The 17,083-nt window shown below is 46.8% G+C and carries 19 protein-coding genes, 1 tRNA gene and 1 pseudogene; 9 read left to right on the forward strand and 12 right to left on the reverse strand.

Features of this window, described 5'->3' with window-relative positions; all coding sequences use genetic code 11:
• Positions 1-189 precede the first annotated feature (189 nt).
• Both acsF and MIC7113_RS38920 read left to right on the forward strand, forming a co-directional pair.
• A complete protein-coding gene (gene acsF / locus MIC7113_RS07740) occupies positions 190-1,260 on the forward strand; it encodes a magnesium-protoporphyrin IX monomethyl ester (oxidative) cyclase (RefSeq protein ID WP_015181619.1) in 1,071 nt (356 codons plus the stop codon).
• 39 nt (positions 1,261-1,299) lie between these two features.
• Positions 1,300-1,476, forward strand: a pseudogene (locus tag MIC7113_RS38920) (restriction endonuclease); the annotation flags it as partial.
• Between the two features lie 140 nt (positions 1,477-1,616).
• Here the strand turns inward: MIC7113_RS38920 and MIC7113_RS07745 are convergent.
• From MIC7113_RS07745 to MIC7113_RS07770, 6 genes are all read right to left on the reverse strand, one after another.
• On the reverse strand, positions 1,617-1,859 hold the full coding sequence (locus tag MIC7113_RS07745; protein ID WP_041779940.1) for a helix-turn-helix domain-containing protein: 243 nt from the start codon (positions 1,857-1,859) through the stop codon (positions 1,617-1,619).
• Between the two features lie 91 nt (positions 1,860-1,950).
• Positions 1,951-2,220, reverse strand: a complete 270-nt coding sequence (locus tag MIC7113_RS39190) for a pentapeptide repeat-containing protein (protein WP_081594640.1) — start codon at positions 2,218-2,220, stop codon at positions 1,951-1,953.
• Positions 2,221-2,348: 128 nt separating this feature from the next.
• Positions 2,349-2,660, reverse strand: coding sequence for a BMC domain-containing protein (locus MIC7113_RS07755; protein WP_015181621.1), 312 nt, complete (start codon positions 2,658-2,660; stop codon positions 2,349-2,351).
• A 148-nt stretch (positions 2,661-2,808) separates the two neighbouring features.
• Positions 2,809-3,690 carry a M48 family metalloprotease gene (locus MIC7113_RS07760; protein WP_015181622.1) on the reverse strand — a complete coding sequence of 294 codons (882 nt, stop codon included), beginning with the start codon at positions 3,688-3,690 and terminating at the stop codon, positions 2,809-2,811.
• 149 nt (positions 3,691-3,839) lie between these two features.
• The gene (locus MIC7113_RS07765) at positions 3,840-4,046 is read right to left on the reverse strand and encodes a hypothetical protein (RefSeq protein ID WP_015181623.1); all 207 of its coding nucleotides are present in this window, start codon (positions 4,044-4,046) and stop codon (positions 3,840-3,842) included.
• Positions 4,047-4,153: 107 nt separating this feature from the next.
• Positions 4,154-4,621, reverse strand: a complete 468-nt coding sequence (locus tag MIC7113_RS07770) for a DNA phosphorothioation-associated protein 4 (RefSeq protein WP_015181624.1) — start codon at positions 4,619-4,621, stop codon at positions 4,154-4,156.
• Between the two features lie 76 nt (positions 4,622-4,697).
• Here MIC7113_RS07770 and MIC7113_RS07775 point away from each other — a divergent pair, with 76 nt between their 5' ends.
• Positions 4,698-5,693: a tyrosine-type recombinase/integrase gene (locus MIC7113_RS07775; RefSeq protein WP_015181625.1), complete on the forward strand. Its 996-nt coding sequence runs from the start codon at positions 4,698-4,700 to the stop codon at positions 5,691-5,693.
• Between the two features lie 379 nt (positions 5,694-6,072).
• Here the strand turns inward: MIC7113_RS07775 and MIC7113_RS07780 are convergent, their stop codons facing one another.
• Entirely contained in the window at positions 6,073-6,720 is a 648-nt protein-coding gene (locus MIC7113_RS07780; RefSeq protein ID WP_015181627.1) for a lysophospholipid acyltransferase family protein, read from the reverse strand.
• 176 nt (positions 6,721-6,896) lie between these two features.
• Here MIC7113_RS07780 and MIC7113_RS07785 point away from each other — a divergent pair, with 176 nt between their 5' ends.
• Positions 6,897-8,471, forward strand: coding sequence for a metallophosphoesterase family protein (locus MIC7113_RS07785; protein ID WP_015181628.1), 1,575 nt, complete (start codon positions 6,897-6,899; stop codon positions 8,469-8,471).
• A 38-nt stretch (positions 8,472-8,509) separates the two neighbouring features.
• On the forward strand, positions 8,510-9,160 hold the full coding sequence (hpsU, locus tag MIC7113_RS07790; protein WP_015181629.1) for a hormogonium polysaccharide biosynthesis acetyltransferase HpsU: 651 nt from the start codon (positions 8,510-8,512) through the stop codon (positions 9,158-9,160).
• Positions 9,161-9,180: 20 nt separating this feature from the next.
• Here hpsU and MIC7113_RS07795 read toward each other — a convergent pair whose 3' ends face one another.
• The 3 genes from MIC7113_RS07795 to MIC7113_RS07805 form a co-directional block, all read right to left on the reverse strand.
• The gene (locus tag MIC7113_RS07795) at positions 9,181-9,390 is read right to left on the reverse strand and encodes a hypothetical protein (protein WP_015181630.1); all 210 of its coding nucleotides are present in this window, start codon (positions 9,388-9,390) and stop codon (positions 9,181-9,183) included.
• A gap of 391 nt (positions 9,391-9,781) precedes the next feature.
• Positions 9,782-10,957, reverse strand: coding sequence for a helix-turn-helix domain-containing protein (locus tag MIC7113_RS07800; RefSeq protein ID WP_015181631.1), 1,176 nt, complete (start codon positions 10,955-10,957; stop codon positions 9,782-9,784).
• Between the two features lie 206 nt (positions 10,958-11,163).
• Positions 11,164-12,345 (reverse strand): RtcB family protein, encoded by a 1,182-nt coding sequence (locus tag MIC7113_RS07805; protein WP_015181632.1) that lies wholly within the window; start codon positions 12,343-12,345, stop codon positions 11,164-11,166.
• Positions 12,346-12,658: 313 nt separating this feature from the next.
• Between MIC7113_RS07805 and MIC7113_RS07810 the strand changes: the two genes are divergently transcribed.
• The 4 genes from MIC7113_RS07810 to MIC7113_RS07825 all read left to right on the forward strand — a co-directional run bounded on the left by MIC7113_RS07810 (position 12,659) and on the right by MIC7113_RS07825 (position 14,862).
• Positions 12,659-13,549 (forward strand): class I SAM-dependent methyltransferase, encoded by an 891-nt coding sequence (locus MIC7113_RS07810; RefSeq protein WP_015181633.1) that lies wholly within the window; start codon positions 12,659-12,661, stop codon positions 13,547-13,549.
• Positions 13,550-13,557: 8 nt separating this feature from the next.
• On the forward strand, positions 13,558-14,286 hold the full coding sequence (locus MIC7113_RS07815) for an HAD family hydrolase (protein ID WP_015181634.1): 729 nt from the start codon (positions 13,558-13,560) through the stop codon (positions 14,284-14,286).
• 62 nt (positions 14,287-14,348) lie between these two features.
• A tRNA-Ala gene (locus tag MIC7113_RS07820) sits at positions 14,349-14,421 on the forward strand.
• Positions 14,422-14,649: 228 nt separating this feature from the next.
• Complete coding sequence (locus MIC7113_RS07825; RefSeq protein ID WP_015181635.1) at positions 14,650-14,862, forward strand: hypothetical protein; 213 nt, start codon at positions 14,650-14,652, stop codon at positions 14,860-14,862.
• A gap of 219 nt (positions 14,863-15,081) precedes the next feature.
• On the opposite strand, the gene MIC7113_RS07830 is transcribed toward MIC7113_RS07825, so the two are convergent.
• Complete coding sequence (locus MIC7113_RS07830) at positions 15,082-15,726, reverse strand: hypothetical protein (RefSeq protein ID WP_015181636.1); 645 nt, start codon at positions 15,724-15,726, stop codon at positions 15,082-15,084.
• A 92-nt stretch (positions 15,727-15,818) separates the two neighbouring features.
• Positions 15,819-16,976, reverse strand: coding sequence for a bifunctional diaminohydroxyphosphoribosylaminopyrimidine deaminase/5-amino-6-(5-phosphoribosylamino)uracil reductase RibD (gene ribD, locus MIC7113_RS07835; RefSeq protein ID WP_015181637.1), 1,158 nt, complete (start codon positions 16,974-16,976; stop codon positions 15,819-15,821).
• Between the last annotated feature and the right edge of the window lie 107 nt (positions 16,977-17,083).

The raw sequence follows: 17,083 nt of genomic DNA on the forward strand, positions 1-17,083 counted from the left end.
ACGCTTCAGACAACCGAAAGACTCATTGAATACTTTATGGCGATTAAATGATTAAAAGAATGAGAGTTTTCATAACTTAACAAAATTCTCGGTAAATGAACGTCTGTTAACTTTTCTAATGAAGGGTCTGTTCAAGAAGCGACAATTACTATAACTTAATAGTTATTGAGTTTACGAGGAGCGAACACGATGGTTAATTCTCCGCCCAAGCCTACTGTGGACTTATCGGCAGCCAAGACAAAGGCTATCAAGGAAAACATCCTCACCCCCCGGTTTTACACAACGGACTTTGACACGGCGGCAGAGATGGATTTGTCTGCCCAGGATACTGAGTTGCAGGCGATGCTGGCAGAAATGCGGGCAGACTACAACCGCCATCACTTCGTGCGGGATGAGTCGTTCAATCAATCTTGGGATCACATTACTGGAGAAGCGCGACAGGCATTTATCGATTATCTAGAACGCTCCTGCGTGTCCGAGTTTTCCGGCTTTTTGCTGTTTAAAGAACTCTCTCGCAAAGTAAAGGATCGCAGTCCTCTACTGGCTGAAATGTTTAACCTAATGGCACGGGATGAAGCCCGCCATGCAGGTTTCCTCAACAAAGCGATGGGGGATTTTGGCTGTACGATGGATTTGGCTTTTCTGACTAAGAATCGGGTTTATACATTCTTCCCGATTGAGTGGGTACTTTACACGGTCTATTTGTCAGAGAAGATTGGCTACTGGCGTTACATTATTATTTATCGTCATCTGGAAAAGCATCCTGAGAATCAGTTCTATCCCTTGTTCCGCTACTTTGAAAGCTGGTGTCAGGATGAAAATCGACATGGGGATATCTTTAAAGCATTGTTGCGATCGCAACCCAAACTCTGGCAGACTTGGCAATCTAAGTTGTGGAGTCGCTTTTTCCTGCTGACTGTCTTTGCTACTCATACGCTAACCGTTCACGAACGGACTGGCTTTTATAAGGTATTGGGAATCGATCCCACTGAGTTTGATGCTGAAGTGATTCGCAAGACGAATGAGACATCACTCCGCGCCTTCCCGTCCGTTCTCGACACGGAACATCCAGACTTTTTCCGTCGCTTACATCGTTGTTCCGATCTGAATTGGAAGATGAGTGAAATTGATCGCACTCAACCCAAGTGGGTGAAGGCATTACGTAAGTTACCGTACCAACTTAGAATTGTCGGTCATCTCCTGCGGATTTATCTGACTAAAGGAATTGATGCCGAAGCGCTGCGGGAAACTGTGCGTTAGTTGAGCAAAGGGCGATCGCTGTTGTGAAGTGGGGGAGAAGGGGCAATCGCTTTATCCAAAGTCATTGACAACTATCTTTTTGCTCTTGAGTGGGAAACGGGTAATATCTCCTCAAGCCATCGAGCAATCAATAAAATGGTTCTTGGACTGCTGCGTGGTGTTTTTCTAGGTACTGCCTTGGTACTCCCAAGTAGAAAACTTTACCCTTATTTAACTTTGATAAAGGATGCCATGCTCACTCTTGTAAACTTGTCGCAGTCCTTGTTGAGTTGCAACATCAGTAGCAATCAGTTGAAACGGGAACATCCATTTAACCTTTAGTACGTTAGTATAGCTTGAGTTTATGTATTCTATTGTCAATTGTCAATAGAATTTTGCTGAGCAGTTGTACTACGTGGCTGATAGGGTTTTCCAGTAGGTTGATTCTTGTATCTCTCTATCTCAACAGCATCTATGTAGTAGTAACGCCCAAGTTTGCGAGCGACAATCTGACCCTTCTTAATTAAGTCATGAACTCGCTGACGGGTTACGCCAAGTAGCTCGACAGCTTGAGCTACAGAGAGTAATGCGGGGCTTTCATTTGAACCGGAGTTTGTCATACGATTGGCTAGAGACTGCTTTGATACTCAAAATCAGTTTTCTCAATCATTGCATCCTCAAGCGTAACTTAAGTCAGTCAAGTTACAAGATTCACTTCGTAAATTGAGTTAGTAGCCGTTCCAACTCACCGGGTTGAAAACTTCCCTCAGCCGGTTGTCGATTCTGGTACCCCGGTTCCCCATAAAGGTATTCACAATAAACATTCACAAATCGATTATGGGATTTAATTGTCCAGTTAAAGATACAGATTCCCGTTAACGTAGCCAGAGAAAAATCTGTATTTTTCACCTCGGAATAACTAAAATCGGTATTACTTAAGTTGGCTTTCCTAAAAGATGTTCCAGGTTCGCTGGGTCTGATAGAGCATCTGCTACGCTTTTATGGCTAGACGCCGCTCACCCCACTTGAATGAAAAATTCAACTTATCAGTGGGGCTTGCGCGTTGTCATTCGTGGTGAACTCTGATGTTTTAGAAAGTAATAAAGATGTTAGAACATGCGAAATTGTTCAACTTTTTGCGTGTATTCGATAGGCATAACGGTTACAACATTTTCATCAGGATTTGGAATGATGTAGTACTCAATCACTTGACCCCCGTAAACTTTCTCGGCAGCTTCAATTCCTGCCGCAATAGCAACATTGACCTCAGAAATCTTCCCTCGAATAGTTACTATAAAGTTACCCCTTTCCGCTATGCCGTAATAAACCAATGTGACGGCACCAGCTTTGACCATCGCGTCTGCTGCCGCTAACACAGCAGGAAAACCTAACGTTTCAATCGTTCCAACGGCTGCTGGCATGAAATCAGCTCCTGAGTCAACTTTAATAGGTGAAATCAATTGTACGAGACTTCACTCTAATTTGGATAAAAATACTATTTGCAACAACAAAACCCGGCATTTTTACCGGGCTGAGAAACATTGGATAATTTAAGGGATTTCTGAAGGATTAAGCGGGGACTGGAGTGCCCTGCTTTTGATTGGCCAATTCCAAAAGCCGACGAATCCGCTCTTCCGTAGGAGGATGAGTCCGGAACAATGTCAGCAGACCTTTGGTGGAAAGCGGATTGACAATCAGTAGCGCGGACATTGCAGGGTTGCCATTCATCGGAATTTGCCGACCCATAGCTTCAAGCTTCTCCAGCGCTGTGGCGAGTGCTCTGGGATTTCCTGTGATTTCCGCCGAACCCAAGTCAGCTGAATATTCGCGAGTCCGGGAAATAGCAAACTGAAGTAACGCCGCCGCAATCGGAGCTAACACAATCAAAAACAATATACCCAAAGGATTGCCACCTTGACGATTATCCCGAGTCACGGGGCCATATAGTGCGCCAAATGTAAGTATCCTTCCCAAGAAAGTAATGGCTCCGGCGATAGTCCCTGCAACCGCTTGGGTCAGGGTATCGTGGTTACGGATGTGGGTGAGTTCATGAGCCAAAACTCCCTCAAGTTCTTCCTGTGAGAGCAACTCCAAAATGCCTTGAGTGACGGCTACGGTTGCATGTTCTGGGTCTCGACCGGTGGCAAAAGCATTCGGCGATTGTGTGGGTACGATGAATAGTTTAGGCATGGGAATGCCTGCGCGATCGCTTAAAGAAGCGACGGTATCATAAAGTTCTGGCGACTCATGACGAGCAATAGGCTGTGCATTATACGTCGCTAAAGCGGCTCGATCCGAGTAGTACCACGAACCAAAACTGGTGAGGGCTGCAAACACTAGACCCATGTACAGACCCTGTTCATTCCCGACTAGATAGTAGCCCCCTAGCACGAGCAGACCACTCAGCAGTCCTAGCAACGCTGCTGTTTTAATTTGATTAATGCCAAGCATGATTTTGAGAGTGATTGTTAAAAATTTTTGCGATTTCTCCTCAACATCTCAAATCTTGAATAAATTTTGTCTCTATCCCTCGAAATAAATCCAGCTATTCCAATGGGTAGGTCAATTTTTGATGGAAGGTTCAAAAATCTTCAAAATGATTACTCGCCTCCTGAGGACTCGAATCCAGCGTTGTCATTCTTTTGGGCAACATCATCTGAAAAAAAAGCTTCTACTAATGAGCCAACCATCCAATAAATCCCAAATGCCAATAAGATGAGCATCAAAGGCGCAAAACCGGCAAAAGGAGCAAATAGCAGCATCAGCAATAAGCCGAATATTACAATTTTTCCGAGTCGATTATTCATGGAGTACTTTTCTTATCTCAATGGTTTTACTATCTCGCTTTTGCTGAATTAAATGCATCTAGCAGGAGAAGTAGAACTCATAGGAAATACCAATAAATACCGAACCGTTATAAAAACCGACTCAAATCAAAATCCCCTTCAGGCGTTTCTTTTTTAAACCTTTCCGCACTCAAAATCAGCAACAATCGATCAGAATAATCTACTGCTCCCCGTAACTCATCTCGCAAAAGATCCAGCCCCCCATTGGCATATTCTTCAAAAATATGGATGCGTTTCTCCTCAGCGATGTCATCCGTGGGGGAGAGAATTTTCGCCTCTTTGGTTTGTGCGATCGCCAGTAACTTCAATACGCGATCATATCCCCTGGAAACAAATACCTCTAAGGCAATGGGTGAGACTTCTTTGGTGGAGATGGTTCCCAAAGGCGATCGCTTTTTGCGCTTTGCCCCTAATGCGGCGGCAAACACTATCGCATCGGCATAGGTTTGGAAAGGCCCCGTGGAACTTTCTGAGACGACTAAAGATTTGACTAAATCCGCTTTATCCTTAGCCACCCGAATTCTGTTTGCACCCATCGCCTTCTAATTCCCATAACAGTACTTATCGGATGTAAAAATGATAGCATGAGTATAAAATCCCGCAAATTTCACCATGCAGGTTACTGCAACACCAAGCCCCATCACTCCTCAACCTCCCAACCTGGCAATCACTACCGCCAACCTCCTAGAAGTCTTTGCCGAGTTTCTGAATATTGATGTTGGTGCTGGCGATGCAGCATCCGATACCCTAAACACATATCGCCGCCAAGTTCAGCAGTTCGTTGATTGGTGCGATCGCCAAAAAATCTATCCCGCACAAGTCACGAAGGACGACATCAAGCATTACCGTCGCTGGATGGTAGAAAAAAAGAAATTCAAGCCAGCCACCATAGCATTAAAGTTGTCTGTAGTCAAGCGTTTTTATCAAGCTGCCGTAGAACAAGGGCTGATTCCGATTAATCCAGCCGCTGGCGTGAAACCCCCAAAGGAAAAGCGCGACCCAGCAGAACGCATTTCTTACCTAGAAAAAGCTGAAGTCGAGCAATTTCTAGAAGCCATACCCCAAGATGGAACCCTCAAAGCAGCGCGAGATAAAGCCCTGCTAGCCATTATGACCTTGGAAGGGCCACGTACAGTAGAACTGCACCGAGCCAATATTTCTGATCTGGTTAGGCAAGGAGGAAATATAGGAATTCGGGTGGAAGGGAAGCGAAATATTCGAGTTGTTCCTTTAACTCCAGATATTGCCGGCCTTGTGATGATTTACCTGGAGGCGAGGAAAGAGAGTGGGGAAACACTCAAACCATCGAGTCCCCTATTCATCGCCGTAGGAAATCGGGCCGGTGGACAGCGGATTTCTCGACGTGGGATTCGGCTGATAGTGGATTACTACCTGCAAGAAACAGCACTCAAGCAAACACCAGGGAGAACAATATCAGCTCATAGTCTAAGACATACAGCAGGGACACTTGCCCTAAGGTCTGGTGCAGAGTTACGCCAAGTGCAAGATTTGTTGGGACATGCCGACCCCAGAACAACCTGTATTTATGCACATATCGCTGACCGTTGGCTGAATAATCCAGCTTTGAAACTAGGAATCAAGATATAACCGTTAACCCCTAGAAAAATCCTCAGATTTTTTTGGATAATTTTCCTGTTTTGTTCCCATTCACAATGAAGTATCGATGAAGATACCGTAAAGAAGGGATAAAGATGGGATACTACGATTTTAACGACCACTTCTGGTCACCCCTGGAAGTCTGCGCTTCAGCCCCAAAAAAAGAACCTTCAGAGAAAAAGTTTAAAATTACGAATCTGGTACAAACTATATTGAGTGCAGGGTCTCAGCCTAGTAAAACGTTGGTAAAAAAAGCGAATTAAACAATATCGTATTGTAGTTGGGTTGAGGTACCAAACCCAACTTTGATAAAGGCTGGATGGGTTTCGCGATGGCTCTACCCATCCTACAAATAATTAACGTTCTCTACTTATATATTTTCTAAACCCTGGAGTAACGAATCTTGTAAAGCTTGAGTCAGTGCAACAGCCGTTTGCTTATCATTCTCCTGACGGTATGCATGGGAGTAAAGAGGAGAACTGATATTAATTAATATGCTGGCACAGGGATTAGCACTTGGGTCATAGCGAATCGCGATCGGAACAATAGGAATTGCCACACATTCCGGTATCTTCGCTTCAGCTTGCAGAACCAAACGCGCTAAACCCGTTTTTAGCGGGCGTAGGGGTTGGTCGCGCACAATTCCCCCTTCGGGAAACATCACCAATTTCTTCCCCGCTTGCAACAGTTCGATCGCACAGCGCATAGTAGAAACAGTCGGATGATTTAAGTCCACAGGAAACGCTCCTAGTCTTTCAATCAACCAACCCTGGAAGCCCTCAAACTGATTAGCATTGGTCATAAACCGTAGCGGTTCAGTACTGAGTAAAGAGATGACGAGTGGGTCCCAACGGCTAAAGTGCTTAGGAGCAAGAACCACAGGGCCAGATTCCGGTAAATTTTCATACCCTTGGAAGATAATTTGCCCAAAATAAAGACTCAGAAAAATACGATGGACGGGGAAAAGTGTCCAGTAAAGCCAAGGCATTACAGAAGCGGCTGGTGGAAGAGACTTCATCCGGTTGAGTCACCTGTTACTGATTCGATGAGTTCTACTGGTTAAGCGGTTCTCAATTGCCTACAATACACCCGAAGCCAGGTCGTTTCGCTTAGCATGACAAATAACAAACAAGTGTTGCGTACATCCTGAAATACCATCCTCGCTGAAGAATACCATCTGGGAGTTATCCAAGAATGAAATTCGTGTCCGATCCACCCATCTCCGTCAAAATCCGCAAGATGAAGCAGCGGGTGCGGTGGGGTGACCCAGTCATTTTAGAGCGGGGAATCGACCAAACTCGGATGGTTTTAGACATCAATGAGCCAGATAATCCTGAATTTTCCTTCTTAGTCGTGGGGGATAGTGGTGCTGGAGCACAGCGCGGTCATAACCCTCAACGACAAATCGCTGAACTGATGCTCTCACAGCGCGATACCAGTGATTTTGTGTTGCACACAGGCGATGTAATTTACCTCGTTGGCTCCAGCGAGTACTATCAAAAGAACTTTATTTCCCCCTATCGAGAGTTTCTGGTCGGGGGAGAGGATTACAAAAAGATTGCCTATGACCAGATGGTGTTTAATATCCCGTTTCTCCCCGTGCTAGGAAACCACGACTACTACGACCTTCCTTGGTTTTTTGGTGTGATGACAGGGACGACACTTCCCCTGCGCCGACTCCTCTGGTCAAAACTAGATTTTGACATTGGCTGGCAGGGTTCGGGTCAAGGTAGGGTTTATGCCCAGGCATTCATGGACTACCTGAAAGCGTTGAATAACAAGGAAGCGTTTGTCCGTCATTTAGACCAGCATTACACGGCTAAAACCGATACAGGACCCTGTCTACGTTACCAACCCGGACATTTCACCCGCTTACCCAACCGCTATTACACCTTTCGTTTCGGTGGGATTGACTTCTTTGCCCTGGATACGAATACCTTTAATGCACCATCACCCCTACCCAACACCAAAGAGGGTGATGAACTCCGTCGCGAACTCTATCAGCGCAGAGAGGAGTTAGAACGTTCAGAAGAGAAAATTCTCGAAACTTGTGAACGACTTAACCCCGACAACCCGGAGGAAGCGGATATTCTGGATGATCAGCAAGCGAAGTTGGAGCAAATTGAGGAAGCCAAGCTGGACATTGAGAAACAACTGACCACCGACAAAAACATTGTTACCGACTTTGAACAACTCGAATGGCTCAAACAAAGGCTGATTGAATCTTGGCATACCCAAGAGGTGCGCGGACGTGTCCTTTATTTCCACCATCCTCCCTACGTCACTGAAGCCACTAAGTGGGACCAAGGACAAACGATGGAGGTTCGTTACCATCTGCGCCGTGTTCTGGATGCCGTAGATGAAGCGGTTGGGGAACTGCCACAGGGGCGTCCCATTGTGGATTTGGTGCTTTCGGGTCACGCCCATTGCTTGGAACATCTCTACACGGGTGACACCGGACACGCGGACTCTCACATTAACTGGATTGTCTGCGGGGGTAGCGGTTACAGTCTGCGTCGCCAACGGGCTGAGGGTTCGGATTTAAGTGAGCGGTTTAGGGATAATGGAGGCGATCGCATTCGTCAAGTTGCAAAATCCCGCCTTTTTGTCGGTCGGCATGGTCATGGCTCAAAAAAGGGGCGACCCTATTCGTTTATCCGAATCGATGTCAAAGCCGGTTGCCCCCCCAAGTTGGTTGTTAGACCCTTTATCGCCGAACGATTGGGGCGACATTGGAGTCATAGCCAGCTTGAACCCGTTGTGATTTAACGTTATCTGACAAAGACTAATCTGATTGCACTATATAAATGGATACAACCCCACCCACTGAGTTGTCTCAAAAGCCGGAAATCGCGGCTATTCGGGGAGACTCGGCTGCACAACCCGTTTTAGATCAGCCACCCTTGATTGATTTACGTCAATACGACTCATCCAAGTCCGATCGCGGGCGTCCTGGATGGTTTGTTTTACTTTGGTGGTTGGTGCAAGCGATCGCATTTCCCTTAAGTCCCCATACCTTCAACGGCTTCCGCAAAGGGCTACTCCAGCTATTTGGGGCAAAAATTGGTACTGGCGTGGTTATCCGACCCACTGCCCGTTTTACCTATCCCTGGAAAGTGGAAATTGGCGACTACAGTTGGATTGGGGAGGATGTAGTTTTTTACAGCCTCGATCGCATTCACATTGGCTGTCACAGCGTTATTTCGCAAAAATGCTACCTCTGTACCGGTAGCCACGACATCCAAGACCCAGGATTTGGTCTCATCACCGCCCCCATTGCGATCGGTAACGGTGCCTGGATTGCCACAGACTGCTTCATCGCCCCAGGCGTTCAAATTGGAGCCAATGCGGTGATTGGGGCGCGTAGCAGTGTTTTCAGTCATATCCCAGCCCAACAGGTCTGCTGGGGTACACCCGCACGCCCCCACTATCAACGACAAGTCCGGCAGAAATCCTAAAAAGATAGGGATTTTTATCCTTACTCTTGAATCTCAGTTTCAGGTAAAAGAATGGTTGTTTCAAAACCCACCCTGCCAAAATCTGGTTCCGGCCCCATCTCCATTTCAATCGCATAAATCCACGTCTGATTTGAATTCGGTCGGTAACTTTTGATTCTGCCTACACCGCCGCTAAAACTAACAGTTTGATTTCGAGTAAACCTGGGTACCATCATAGAAATTGAATTCATAAATCTGAAGACTCCGTTTAGGCTAGGGTCATGAGCAAGCGTCTACTGATACTATTTGGCTGTATCTTTGCCTCCAGGGAACCTGATTGTGCCCTACCGTTTATCTTCGATGCCCTAACATAGCGATCAGTATGATTAAGCCACTGAGTCAAGACTTCTTAATATAGAAATGCAATCCAGCAAAGATGTTGTTTACAGTTGTATCTAAAACTTACTTTCTGTTTACTCTGTCGAGAGTTTTGATTTGATGAAATAAGTAATCTATCGAAGGATATATATTTATTAAATTTCACAGTATCCCAGAAAACCTTAGAGAGAAATATATGCCTAACCCACCCTCGTATAAGCTAGGCTGGACGTTCTCAAGTATTGGCTGAAGACTGAAGTATTCCTACTTCTCTCTCACAATCAGATGATGCTTAGCATCAAATGTAATCATCCCTTGTTTCTGGAACTGACCCAATAGTCGCGTAATCGTCACTCTAGTAGTACAACAAGCATCGGCAAGATCTTGATGAGTCAGGCGAACGCTTAAACGAGTGCCTTGAGCCACAGGTGCGCCAATTTCCAGCTTTAACAACTGCAACAGATGATGCAATCTTTCTTTAACTTGCCGCTTTCCAGAAATAGCTAACAGCAATTCTGTCTGACGTAGCCGCTGACTGATTCGAGGTAACAACGTTTGGGATAGATGAGAACAAGCGCTGATCTCTGCTGGAGAAAAGGACACTAATTTAACTATTTCCGAGAGAGCGGTAGCTTGATACGTAGGAAGGGAAGTTAAAGTAGAACCAAAAGGCATCGATGGCCCTGCCAACCCCATGAGTACTTCATCACCGGTTTCACTCATCGTATTCAGCTTTACTACACCTTGAGCAACGACCCAAAGGCAAGAAGGTGAGAGAGGGATAATTTCTCCTTTAGAATAACTATGCAGGGGACGATCCTGGAAAAGGTTGTGGCTATTTCTGGAGAACGCCTTTTGAGACAGCTGGTGCTTGGGAAGTTCGCGCAATATCCAGCGCAAGGAGACGACTCTGTGTTCATGGTCACAGACTGCATCAACAGTCACATCGGCTTCAATACACTCACTATTACGAGGCTGTAAACCTAATGTCCAGTTTTGTACTAAGTTACGCTGCTGCAACTGATTGAGTTTGAAGCGAAACGTCGAACGCTCTTGTATAGGAATAAAGTTGATCAGCAGTTTGTCTCTCAAGTACGACGGCTCAATGTTGAGCAGCCTAGCCGCAGCACGGTTAGCCTCTTGAATTTTGCCTTGTGCATCCGTGATCAGGTAGGCATTGGGCATGAACTCAAAGAGTTCTTGATAGCGCTTGCGTTCCGCTTCCACCTGCAATCGGGTGAGGGCTAATTCCTCAGACTGCTGGTACATCTCCTCAACAGCGACTTGCAACTCTTCCGAGGCAGTACCGAGTTCCTTGAAGGCAGTTGGTAGTAAGAAGTCTGGTTGCTGAGATACCGGGACATTTGCGCCCTCGTACAGCTCAGCTAAGCGCCAGTTGATCACCTGTAGCCGCTTAGCGAACGCATCGACATTCACCATGTCTAAACCTCCGACATTCACCTATCGAGGTGAAGCATAGGAGATTACCTGCTTTTGATGCACTAACCAATCGAGAGATTTAGAGCCGCCAAACAATGGTAATATTGTCAACTTCATTTGTGTCCATTGTTACAGGCAACCTTAACTTTTAGCCAAATCTGCGGCTGCCTGTCCACGGAAATAAAGGGATTACCAACGAGAGGATGTCACCCTTTCACACAGACGACTTGCTTGAGAGTTGCCACAACTTCAACCAAATCAGACTGATGATTCATCACCTCGTCGATTGGTTTGTAAGCGCCTGGAATTTCATCCAAAACCCCTTCATCCTTGCGGCACTCAATCCCTTGGGTTTGCTCAATCAAATCATCCAACGAGAAGTGCTTCTTCGCTTTACTGCGCGACATCTGACGCCCTGCACCGTGGGAACAAGAGCAATAGCTGTCATGATTACCTTTACCCTTGACGATGAAAGACTTTGCTCCCATGGAACCAGGGATGATGCCGTAATCTTCCTCTCGTGCCCGCACAGCCCCCTTGCGGGTGACGTAAACGTCTTCACCAAAATGCACTTCCTTCTCGGCGTAGTTGTGATGGCAGTTCACTTCCAAAAGAGCCTTGGTTGGCTTACCACCCGCAAGATGTTTTTCAACAATCCGCTTAAAGCGAGCCATCATGACATCGCGGTTAACGCGAGCATAATTCTGCGCCCACTGCAAATCCCGCCAGTAAGCTTGAAATTCGGGCGTTCCCGCCACAAAATAAGCTAAATCTGGGTCAGGAAGAGATGTTTTTGTCATTTTGGCAAGTTCTTTTGCCGTGCTGATGTGGCACTGAGCTAACACATTGCCAATATTGCGTGAACCGGAGTGCAGCATGAGCCAAACTTGGTTCTCGGTATCGATGCAAACTTCAATGAAGTGATTGCCTCCACCAAGAGAACCCATCTGTCTCATCGCTTTCCCTTGCAAATCTTGCACCCCTCGATGCAGTTGTTTGAAATCAGCCCAACGCTGCCAGTTCGTTACCGATTTTTCAATGTCTTTGTTCTCGTTAAAGCCAACCGGAATAGCCGCTTCAAGATCTAGGCGAATTTTCTTGAGCTTACCCTCCAATTGGTCAGCCACAAAAGGCGTTTTGATTGCAGCCATTCCGCAACCAATATCCACACCGACAGCCGCCGGCATGAGCGCTTCTTTTGTCGCAACGACAGAACCCACTAAGGCTCCCTTGCCTAAGTGAACGTCTGGCATCAATGCTACATGCTTGAAAACAAAGGGCAGAGAAGCCACATTTTTGGCCATCTTGGTTTCCTCTGAACCCAAAGCATGATTAGCCCAAGAAAGGACTGGCGCTGAAGTGGAGATTTTTAGCTGTTCGTATGGCATAAACGTTTGCCTCTAAAAAAATATTGCTGATTATGGAGAAAGAGTTTTGTACAACGACTTATGTTTGGCTCAATTCATCCCTGTCTAAAGCTTTATAGGGGATAACTCTGAGATTCGTTTTGGTGTACTACATAAATACTACACGATACCTAGCTAAATTCCAGAATGTTGTTTCGCTACCCTGTGGGTCTTTCCAGCAAAAGTTAATAGCCCAGAGAGAAACTACATTACAATTTGTAAAGAGGGCAAGGTTTTCAACGGATCTGCCCTCGATTGTGTCAAGAGCAATCCACACCACCCCACGTTTACTCTTATGGCAGTTCGTAAAGACACAATTTGGGAACGCTTCCTATCGCCGATTGTCCGGAGCTTGATTGATGAAGAAAAGTTACGGCAGTTGTATAAAAGTATCGATTGGCAAGCCGAGAGCGATCGCTTGTCCAATCCACAGGTTATTTACCCTCACTACTACAGTAGCCAAAACTTCCACGGCATCGAGGGGGGATACCTGAACCCTAGTGCTTCGGTTTCCTATGATCCGATTACCCAGTATGTGCTGCCACCCAATGAAACTTGGGTACGCCAAGGCTTAATTGAGCGCATTGGGGGAACGCCGCGACGGATTCTCGACTTAGGTTGCGGTACGGGTTCCACAACCCTGATGTTGAAGCAAGCCTTTCCCCAAGCCCAGGTGATGGGATTAGATTTGTCACCGTATATGCTGGTAATGGCGGAACACAAAGCTAAAGCCGCCTGGTTAACGATTCAGTGGCGGCATGGGAATGCCGAAGAGACGGGATTGCCAGATGCGTCGTTTGACTTAGTTACAGCATCCTTATTATTTCACGAGACACCATCTGCCGTCGCGAAGACCATTTTGCGAGAAAGCTTCCGCTTGCTGATGCCAGGAGGAGAATTATTAATTTTGGACGGCAATCAGAAAACCTTGCGCCAAGTGGATTGGCTTACCGAGGTATTTGAAGAGCCGTATATTAAGGATTATGCGAGCCAGAGTGTAGAGGCTGGAATGGGTGCAGCAGGCTTTGAAGCGGTACAAACTCATGATCATTGGTGGATGCATCAAGTCACCCAGGGGATTAAACCCCTAAGAGCAAACAACCCTGCCGCAACCGCCCGACAGGAGTTCACGAGTAACACATCCCAAGATTTTGGTTCACAGGGCACTCCCGCCCCAGCGTTTTAGCACTAGGCATGACACTAAAGGCAGTTCTGTTTGATTTCAACGGCGTCATTATTAATGATGAGTCCATTCACCAACAACTCGTTGAGGAAATTCTCCTACAGGAAAATCTGCGTCCCTCATCGGATGAGTATCGAGAAGTTTGTCTGGGCAGGAGCGATCGCGTCTGTTTAACGGAGTTACTCAAGCGTCGAGGACGATTTGTTACAGAAAGCTACTTAACCCAACTCATCACCCGTAAAGCCCAAGCCTATGAGCATAAGCTGGAAATGCTGGAAAAGCTGCCGATTTATCCAGGTTTAGAGGATGTAATTTTCCAAATTCGCGCCGCACAGTTACCCTTGGGGGTGGTGAGTGGGGCATTGCGTTGTGAGGTGGAATTGGTACTCAATCGTGCGGGGATCGCCCAGAATTTTGCCGTAATTGTTGGGGGTGACGACATTAAGGTCAGCAAACCCGAACCCGATGGGTATCTTTTAGCCGTTGAGCGACTCAATCAAAACTATCCTACCCTAAAAGCACAAGCTTCAGACTGCCTAGCCATTGAAGATACCCCAGCCGGCATTGAAGCCGCAAAACGAGCGGGGATGCAGGTGGTTGGCGTGGCGAATACCTATCCATTTCACATGCTCCAGCGTCAAGCCAACTGGACGGTCGATTATCTTCACGATTTAGAATTGGATCGGGTAAGGGAGGTGTTTGAACGTCGTGAACATCAGCCCGGTGCTAGGACGTGTTAGAATAAAAAACGGTGATTCCCCACTCAGCGGTGAGGATTCAATCCAAAATCCTCTCTCCTTAGGGGGAATTAGCTCAGTTGGTAGAGCGCTGCGATCGCACCGCAGAGGTCACCGGTTCGAGTCCGGTATTCTCCATGCCCATATCAAGATAATAGTCACTTTGTTAAGTATTTTGTAACTCTTGTATCAACTTGTGAGATCTGTTCGCTGTTATCCCTAAATCGGTTATTGTAAGAAAGAAATGAGAATTCTAAAGGAATTCTTAATATCTAGCCGTGTCTCAAGGAATAACCTCACGGCGTTGTAAGACCAGTGTTCCCCTTCCCCTGCCCAGCAAGGGTTTTTACCTAGAAAGGAGATTTTATGACTCCCACAATGCTGCGTCAGCTGTGGTCTTTAATTGAAACGACTCAGGCCAATCTTCTATTAAAACTGGATGATGCAACTTTAGTTCAGTGGCTACTGAAGCAATACAATCAAGGACGAGCGCTTAACCACGACGAGATCCACTTGTTAAGTGACTACCTGAACAATCGCGTATCTCTCATCCGGGATCTAGCTCAACAACGTTGTTAGCAATCCGGACAATAGACACACCATTGCTCCTCTACCTACAAGAATGCCCTTCGGCATTACGGAATCGGAGAGATAAATAAATTCATACTTCAGTTATACGTCTGTCCTCTTGTGGCTGGTCAACTGTTGTGCTTAGAAGTTACCTGCTCAAAGTTGCTTTGCTCTATTTAGCCGTGATTTTTGGTGAGAACTAGCCTAAGTGATTCAATCCCTAAAAGATCAACGTTTTTCTTGAGCTGGGGGGAAATTTTGCGGCGGGATATTCTCATAGGGTAAAGAGGGCGATGCTGATTTCTCCTGAGATTGGGCGTTGGTAAGCAGATGGGATACTAACGTATAACCAAAATAGGAGGGTATAGTGAGCGCTATCAGAAACGCGATCGCACCGATCCAGCCTTGGGGTGTCACGGATGAGCCGTAATGGCAACGATAAGGGTCATAGGGAAGTTGTGACGAATCAAGAACATTGCGTAAAGCAATCAATCGCTTGAACCGCACTCGTCGATCATCGAGTTTTTCCAGCATAATCCAACCGGAGATCGCCTCTTCTTCGCACAGCTTTTGCAAAACAGCAGGATTGCGAAATAAGTCGCGACTGGCGCGTACAATTTTAAATTCCCAACCGACTAGATTTGAGTCTGTTGATGCATGGCTGGAATAAGCCGCAGAGTCAGTCTTCCCATTCCGTTGCGGCGTTTCTACCGATCCCAAGTTGTCTTTTGAGTCGAAAAAGGTCAAAATTTCTTCCTCCTCATGATGTTGCTGTCTGGTAATAATTTGCCTCCAGCGCAGCCATCCACTCACCACCACAGCCTGCCAACCGAGATTGCCAGCTAGCAGGCTCCAAATCGTAACTTCAAGCATTTTTAGGTCGTTCTTCTTTTATTTGGGTGGCAGGCTAACCCGTGGCAGATTCGGAGAAGTTTCAACCTTGCAACCTCCCAACCTTCTAACTTTCAACCCTTCAGGGGTAAATACCCCTCTACAACGTAGTCTGGCCCCAGTTGACGCCAGGTGACACGTTCTAAGGTGAGAGCCTCAGTCATCGTTGCCAACCCCAAATCCCCAACCGGTGAGGGAGCCACCTTGCCACCGACAATTTTGGGGGCAATGAAGGCCAAGACTTTTTGCACTGCGCCATCTGCAATTGCTCTGGCGGCTAAAGTTCCCCCACATTCCCACAACACGCTGGAAAGCTGTCTGTTGTACAAGTACTCCATCACCTTCGCGGGGGTTAAGGGTGTCAACTCCACCACCTCCACTTTCTTTTTCACCAACTGATCTTGGAAATCCGGAAGAGCGCCGACTTCGGTCAAAACCAAGGTGGGAGCGTCATTCGTTTGCCAAAGATGGGCGTCCAAGGGCAAGTTGAGGGTGCGACTCATGACCACTCGCAAGGGATTATGGGTGTCTGAATGATGGCTGGTTAGGAAAGGATTATCGAGACGCACCGTATTTCCGCCAACAATCACAGCATCGCAAGCCGCTCGCAGTTGATGCACCTGAGCTCGTGCCTCCTGACCTGTCACCCAAGTACTGTGACCACTGATAGTAGCAATTTTGCCATCTAACGTCATAGCATACTTTAAAATTCCCAGAGGACGTTTGTGAAGAATGCGATAAATAAAAGCTTCATTAAGTTGACGACAAGCTGCTTCTTCGACACCCACCACCACTTCAATTCCCGCTGCCCGTAATCGAGCCACACCGCCCCCTGCCACCAGTGGATTTGGGTCAACCATACCTACTACGACCTTTGTTACACCCGCTGCCACTAAAGCTTCTGAACAGGGGGGTGTTCGTCCGTAGTGATTACAAGGCTCCAGATTGACATAAATCGTGGCTCCCCTCGCCTTTTCGCCCGCCGCACGTAGAGCAAAGATTTCCGCATGGGGTTGACCGGCAAACGGATGAAACCCTTCTCCGACAATCTCCCCATTTTGCACAATCACAGAACCCACGAGGGGATTGGGGGTCGTTCGTCCGAGGGCACGACGAGCCAGTTCGATGCATCGTTGCATCATAGCGCGATCAAAGGGCGTTCCTATTTCTGGCGGAGACGCCGCTAACGCCTGTTGAGTATTGGTTTGGGCGTCTGCGGAAGAGTTTTCCATGAGCTTGCTGTTGTTAGGCTTACCCCTGAGTTTAGTGAATCAGTATGTTGCAAGCATATACTTTATGTTGCCGTCGCCCTCACCTGATGCTGACGGCGTTGGATATG

This window comes from Allocoleopsis franciscana PCC 7113, from assembly GCF_000317515.1.
GTDB classification, from domain to species: domain Bacteria; phylum Cyanobacteriota; class Cyanobacteriia; order Cyanobacteriales; family Coleofasciculaceae; genus Allocoleopsis; species Allocoleopsis franciscana.

What these genes read in the sequence shown, in the direction of transcription:
- MIC7113_RS07745 (WP_041779940.1), bottom strand. Translation starts at nt 1,859, where the DNA reads ATGACAAACTCCGGTTCAAATGAAAGCCCCGCATTACTCTCTGTAGCT.
- MIC7113_RS07825 (WP_015181635.1), top strand. Translation starts at nt 14,650, where the DNA reads ATGACTCCCACAATGCTGCGTCAGCTGTGGTCTTTAATTGAAACGACT.
- MIC7113_RS07780 (WP_015181627.1), bottom strand. Translation starts at nt 6,720, where the DNA reads ATGAAGTCTCTTCCACCAGCCGCTTCTGTAATGCCTTGGCTTTACTGG.
- MIC7113_RS07775 (WP_015181625.1), top strand. Translation starts at nt 4,698, where the DNA reads ATGCAGGTTACTGCAACACCAAGCCCCATCACTCCTCAACCTCCCAAC.
- acsF (WP_015181619.1), top strand. Translation starts at nt 190, where the DNA reads ATGGTTAATTCTCCGCCCAAGCCTACTGTGGACTTATCGGCAGCCAAG.
- MIC7113_RS07785 (WP_015181628.1), top strand. Translation starts at nt 6,897, where the DNA reads ATGAAATTCGTGTCCGATCCACCCATCTCCGTCAAAATCCGCAAGATG.
- MIC7113_RS07760 (WP_015181622.1), bottom strand. Translation starts at nt 3,690, where the DNA reads ATGCTTGGCATTAATCAAATTAAAACAGCAGCGTTGCTAGGACTGCTG.
- MIC7113_RS07770 (WP_015181624.1), bottom strand. Translation starts at nt 4,621, where the DNA reads ATGGGTGCAAACAGAATTCGGGTGGCTAAGGATAAAGCGGATTTAGTC.
- MIC7113_RS07765 (WP_015181623.1), bottom strand. Translation starts at nt 4,046, where the DNA reads ATGAATAATCGACTCGGAAAAATTGTAATATTCGGCTTATTGCTGATG.
- MIC7113_RS07800 (WP_015181631.1), bottom strand. Translation starts at nt 10,957, where the DNA reads ATGGTGAATGTCGATGCGTTCGCTAAGCGGCTACAGGTGATCAACTGG.
- MIC7113_RS07815 (WP_015181634.1), top strand. Translation starts at nt 13,558, where the DNA reads ATGACACTAAAGGCAGTTCTGTTTGATTTCAACGGCGTCATTATTAAT.
- hpsU (WP_015181629.1), top strand. Translation starts at nt 8,510, where the DNA reads ATGGATACAACCCCACCCACTGAGTTGTCTCAAAAGCCGGAAATCGCG.
- MIC7113_RS07805 (WP_015181632.1), bottom strand. Translation starts at nt 12,345, where the DNA reads ATGCCATACGAACAGCTAAAAATCTCCACTTCAGCGCCAGTCCTTTCT.
- MIC7113_RS07830 (WP_015181636.1), bottom strand. Translation starts at nt 15,726, where the DNA reads ATGCTTGAAGTTACGATTTGGAGCCTGCTAGCTGGCAATCTCGGTTGG.
- ribD (WP_015181637.1), bottom strand. Translation starts at nt 16,976, where the DNA reads ATGGAAAACTCTTCCGCAGACGCCCAAACCAATACTCAACAGGCGTTA.
- MIC7113_RS07810 (WP_015181633.1), top strand. Translation starts at nt 12,659, where the DNA reads ATGGCAGTTCGTAAAGACACAATTTGGGAACGCTTCCTATCGCCGATT.
- MIC7113_RS07795 (WP_015181630.1), bottom strand. Translation starts at nt 9,390, where the DNA reads ATGAATTCAATTTCTATGATGGTACCCAGGTTTACTCGAAATCAAACT.
- MIC7113_RS07755 (WP_015181621.1), bottom strand. Translation starts at nt 2,660, where the DNA reads ATGCCAGCAGCCGTTGGAACGATTGAAACGTTAGGTTTTCCTGCTGTG.